Source organism: Streptomyces spiralis (assembly GCF_014654675.1).
GTDB lineage: Bacteria > Actinomycetota > Actinomycetes > Streptomycetales > Streptomycetaceae > Streptomyces > Streptomyces spiralis.
Window position 1 is genome coordinate 1 of record NZ_BNBC01000110.1, and the last position, 5,018, is coordinate 5,018.

Genomic DNA, 5,018 nt, shown 5'->3' on the forward strand with positions numbered 1-5,018 from the left:
GCGATGGCCATGTCCATGATCTTGTGGATCTTCGTGGCGTGGGCCTCGCCCAGCGCGCCGCCGAAGATCCGGAAGTCATGGGCGTAGACGAAGACCGTACGGCCCTCCACCGTGCCCCAGCCGGTGATCACACCGTCGGTGTACGGCCTCTTCGCCTCCAGGCCGAAACCCGTCGCCCGGTGCCGGCGCAACTGCTCGACCTCCCTAAAGGACCCCTCATCCAGCAGCAGCCCGATCCGCTCCCGCGCGGTCAGCTTGCCCCTGGCGTGCTGCGCCTGCGTCGCCCTCTCACCGGGACCCGCCACCGCCCGCGCACGGATCTGGTGCAGCTCGGCGACGCACCCGCGCACATCCGAGACCTCCGCGGACACCCGAGGAATGTCATTGAGGACTGTCACGATGCCTCCTTCCTCATGAGCGCGGCCGGAATAAAGCCCCAGACTAACAAACCGTCTATGCGGTTTATAGAGGGGGCGTGTCAGCGCGCACATGAATCAGCCCTGGATAAGTGCCTGCCGGCCCCCACAGCCGGCGGCCGGCGGCCGGTGGCCGGCAGTCGGCGCCCGGCGGTCGGCGCCCGGCGGTCGGCGCCCGGCGGTCGGCGGCCGGTGGCCGGTGGCCGGTGGCCGGTGGGCGCTACCGCCAGCAGTACGGCGAGCGGTAGGCCGCGCCGGAGTGCTCCGGCCGCCGCCACGAGGGGACGCCGGGCGGCTCCTGCCCGGTATCCGCCGCCTCCCGCCCGGCCAGCAGCGAGCACAGCACGACGGCGAGCGCGGCCAGCTCCTCCTCATCGGCCCGGCCGCGTTCTATGCGCAGCGCGAGGCCGGGGACGCCCGGTTCGTCCATGTCCGCTCCTTCCACTCCCGGCCACCGTGCGCCACCGCGCTACAGAGAGACTTCAGCCCCGCTCGAGAAACCCCCGCAGGGGCCGCGGGCGGCCCTCGAACGCCCGCGGCCCCTCCTGAGCTGGCCCGACACCGAAGAACGCGGCGAGGCCGGGCAGCCGTGCCGGCCGGGTGCGGGCGGGGGCCGCGCACGATCTGGGGCGGAGGCGACGCTTCCTCTGGAAATCAAACCGGGCGGTCTCTATCTTTTTGGTCCTCCGCAGAGCCCCATCTTTCGATCTCGTTCAGGGGGAGCGATGACCGCGAACACGTTCCGGTTCGAGGGTCCGTCGATCGAGCAGACGGAGCAAACCGCACCGTGGCCCTCGTGGGCAGCGGCGCTGCACGGGCATCTGACCACCACGGTGCCCAGGGAACTGGTGCACCGCGCGGCCGTCGCCGAGGTGATGCTCACCGGCTGGCAGCGCCTGGGCGAGACCCGCTTCGCGATGACCGCCCAGTGGCCGCGGGGCCACAGCTTCTTCACCCCCGTCGACGGGGGCCACCACGACCCGCTGATCGCCGCCGAAACGATCCGGCAGGCCGGCGCCCTGCTCGCCCACGCCGAGTTCGGCGTGCCCTTCGGCCACCAGTTCCTGATGGAGGAACTCACCTTGACGGTATGCCCCGACCAGCTGCGGATCGGCCGGGCCCCGGCCGCCCTGGACCTCGACATCACCTGCAAGGAAGTCAAAAAACGCGGCCGGCGGCTGACCGGCATGCGCTACGAGACGACCGTCCTGCGCGAGGGACGGCCCGCCGCCCAGGGACAGATCTCCTTCAGCACCGTCGCCCCGGCCGTCTACCGGCGGCTGCGCCCCGAGCGCGTGTTCAGCGCCGGACACTGTCCCATCCCCCTGACGGCCCCACTGGCCCCCCAGAGCGTGGGACGCCACTCACCGGCCGACGTCGTCCTCTCCCCCACCAGCACCCCCAACCGCTGGCAACTGCGCATCGACACCCGCCACCCCGTCCTCTTCGACCACCACGTCGACCACGTCCCCGGCATGGTGCTGCTCGAAGCCGCCCGCCAGGCCGCCACCGCGGTCCTCCCCCACACCTCCCCCCTCCTCCCCCTCACCCTGCAATGCCAGTTCACCAAATACACCGAACTGGACCTGCCCTGCCTCATCGACGCCCTGCCCCTGCCCAAGACCGCACCCCAAGACCCCGAGACCGTCCTCATCACCGGCCACCAGCACGGCGAACCCGTATTCACCACAACCCTGACAACAGCACCCACCGACCCCCATCCCACACAACCCTGACAGCAGCCCACACGACCCCGACGGCAGCACCCACGGCCCACGCCCACCACGACCCCGACGGCAGCCCACACGGCCCATGCCCCGCACGACCCCGACGGCAGCCCACACGGCCCACGCCCCGCACGGCCGTGACGGCAGCCCAGCACGACCGTGACAGCAGCCCAGCACGACCGTGACAGCAGCCCAGCACGGCCGTGACGGCAGCACCGACCGGCCCATGCCCAACCGACCGGCCCCTGCCCAGCACGACCGTGACAGCAGCGCCGGACAACTGACCGCACGGCCCGACCGGCCCGTGCCCCGCACGACCGTGACCAGCCCACACGGCCGTGACAGCAGCACCGACCGGCCCGTGCCCCGCACGGCCGTGACGGCAGCACCGGACAACTGACCGCACGGCCCGGCCGGCCCCCGCACCGGGCGGGCCGCGGGCCCCGGGGCAGGCGGGCCCCGGGACGGGCGGGCCCCGGGACGGGCGGGCCCCGGGACGGGCGGGCCCCGGGGCGGGCGGGCCCCGCCTGCCCCGGCCGCCGGGCGCGATCCGCGTCCGGCGGCCGGTCCCGCCTGCGCGCCTCGAGCCGCTCCTCCCCTTCAGCACCCCCGAACCGCTCCCGTCGTTCAGCACCCCGAGCCGTCTCGCGTTCTGCACCCCGAGCCGCCTTGCGCCCCGGGCCCGGCGGACCTGCGGCGCACCCGGAACGGCCTGTCGGCGGGTGATCCCGACCTGTTAAAATACGGACTGGATGGTTTGCAACCCGGGGGTCATCCCAGAGTTCACCGATCGACGGAGGGGCACATGGCAGAGCAGGAGCGAGCCGTCCGCACCCGCAGGACGATCCTGCTCGCCGCGGCCAAGGTCTTCCAGGAGCGCGGGTACAAGGCGGCGACGATCGCCGAGATCCTCTCCGAAGCCGCCGTCACCAAGGGCGCCCTGTACTTCCACTTCTCCTCCAAGGAAGACCTGGCCCAGGAAGTGATCAGCTCCCAGAACCAGGACTTCACCGTTCCCGACTGCCCCTCCAAGGTCCAGGAAGTCGTCGACGCCGTACTGCTGCACACCCACCACCTGCGCACCGACCCCATGGTCCGCGCAGCAGTACGCCTGGCCATGGACCAACTCGCCGACGGCCTCGACCGCGGCGCCGCATTCGTCCGCTGGAACGAAATCGTCCAGGAACGCCTGGAAAAAGCCCAGGCCCAAGGAGAACTCCTGCCCCACATCATCCCCGCCGAGACCGCCGGCGTCATCGTGGGCACATACGCAGGCATCCAATCCATGTCCCAGGCCCTGAGCGACTACCAGGACCTCACCCCCAGAGTCAACGCACTCCTGCGCCACCTCCTGCCCAGCATCGTCATCCCCTCCGTCCTCGCCTCCGTCGACATGAGCGAAAACCGCACACTCAAACTCCACAACCAACTCACAGCACAGCCCGCCTAAGAGCTGTCCGGCCGCTCACCGAGCCGTGCACTGAAGAGTGATCAGGAGACCCCGGATCCGGGCCGGACGGCTGGTCCGCAGGCCGCGCCCCATGAGTTTGCGGGACGCCCCGCCGGACAGCGAGCGGCAACAGCGGACGTTCGATCCGTTCGCGAGCGTGCGTCCACCGCGGTTCGCGATGGATTCGGAAGAGACGTCTGCTGTGCCCGGCGGCATCCCCGCGACCGTGCACCACCACGACCCGCATCGGAACATCGCATGCCACAGCTCTCCCACAGCAGGCCTGCCCTCCCCAACCCCCCGCTGCCGGCCACGACGTCAGTCAGCAACAAGCCCTGACGATGCTCCGGACCGGCGCACACCACGCCACGTCGCTCTCCACACATGCTCGTGCGGGGTGGCAGGAGTCCGCGCCCGCGCAACGCGGGGCGTGCCGATGTGTCTCTACGCGTTCGACGTCGACCGCACGAGCGACGCTGCCGCCCGCCGCAGACGTCCAGGTGCGCGATACGGGCTGGACGGTCAGCCTGTACGCCTACGCAAACGCGAGCTGCGCCGGTATCGCAACGAGATCGGCCCCTGGTCCGGACCGCTCCGCAGGACCGGATGCGTGAGCCGGACACAATCACCAAGACCGGCCTGTCGCTGCGCGAGCACACCGACCCCACCATGGGGAACCTTCTCCACCTGACGGCCGAAGACCCAGACACCCAAGGCCTGCGCCGACCACCAGCACCGACACCACTGGCGGAGGAACCCCCGCCCCGGACAAGACCCCAGACCACATCCTCGACCAAACAGCCGAAAGCACCGACCGCTCACGCTGATGCAGCCGTCCGGCACCACCGAGCAGACCACCCTGCGCTACATCACCACCGCCCACCCCAAACGCACCGCCAAGCTGCCCAGACAGCCCGCCGGGTTCAGCCCTGGAGCGTGGCGAGCCAGTCGGTCAGCAGACGGTTGACCTCCTCGGGGCGCTCCTGCTGGATCCAGTGCCCGCAGCCGTCCAGGAGGTGAGAGGCCGACAGGCCCGGGAGGGTGATGGAGTAGGCGTCGACGGCGTCGGACATCCAGGTGGTGGACGCGTCCAGGGCGCCGCCGATGAACAGGGAGGGCTGCTTGATCGGGGCTCCGCGGTGCGGGGCCAGGTCTTCCCAGTCCCGGTCCACGTTGCGGTAGCGGTTGAGTGCGCCGGTGATCCCTGTGCGCTCGAACTCCCCGGCGTAGACGTCGAGGTCGTCCTCGCTCAGCCAGGCCGGGAGGACCCCCGTGGGGAAGCGGTCGCGCAGCCGGCCGCCGCCATCGGCGACGAAGTGCGGATCGGGCTCCCCCCGAGCAGGCATGGTGTCGGCGGACAGAGCCGCGTAGAAGCCCGCGAGCCAGCCCCGCACATCGGGCTCGATCTCCGCCTCCACGCGGCCG

Annotated in this window: 5 protein-coding genes; 2 read left to right on the plus strand and 3 right to left on the minus strand. The window is 71.2% G+C overall.

Annotation, left to right across the window (positions count from 1 at the left end):
* On the minus strand, nt 1-380 hold a 380-nt coding region (locus tag IE318_RS43980; protein ID WP_373311451.1), incomplete at its 3' end, for a carboxyl transferase domain-containing protein.
* A gap of 256 nt (nt 381-636) precedes the next feature.
* On the minus strand, nt 637-846 hold the full coding sequence (locus tag IE318_RS43985) for an acyl-CoA carboxylase subunit epsilon (protein WP_189908433.1): 210 nt from the start codon (nt 844-846) through the stop codon (nt 637-639).
* Between the two features lie 295 nt (nt 847-1,141).
* Here IE318_RS43985 and IE318_RS43990 point away from each other — a divergent pair, with 295 nt between their 5' ends.
* Both IE318_RS43990 and IE318_RS43995 read left to right on the plus strand, forming a co-directional pair.
* A complete protein-coding gene (locus IE318_RS43990) occupies nt 1,142-2,152 on the plus strand; it encodes a ScbA/BarX family gamma-butyrolactone biosynthesis protein (RefSeq protein ID WP_189908434.1) in 1,011 nt (336 codons plus the stop codon).
* 796 nt (nt 2,153-2,948) lie between these two features.
* Complete coding sequence (locus IE318_RS43995; RefSeq protein WP_189908435.1) at nt 2,949-3,593, plus strand: ScbR family autoregulator-binding transcription factor; 645 nt, start codon at nt 2,949-2,951, stop codon at nt 3,591-3,593.
* Between the two features lie 923 nt (nt 3,594-4,516).
* Here IE318_RS43995 and IE318_RS44000 read toward each other — a convergent pair.
* Nucleotides 4,517-5,018 (minus strand): alpha/beta fold hydrolase (locus IE318_RS44000; RefSeq protein ID WP_189908436.1); only part of this gene is annotated, 502 nt, incomplete at its 5' end.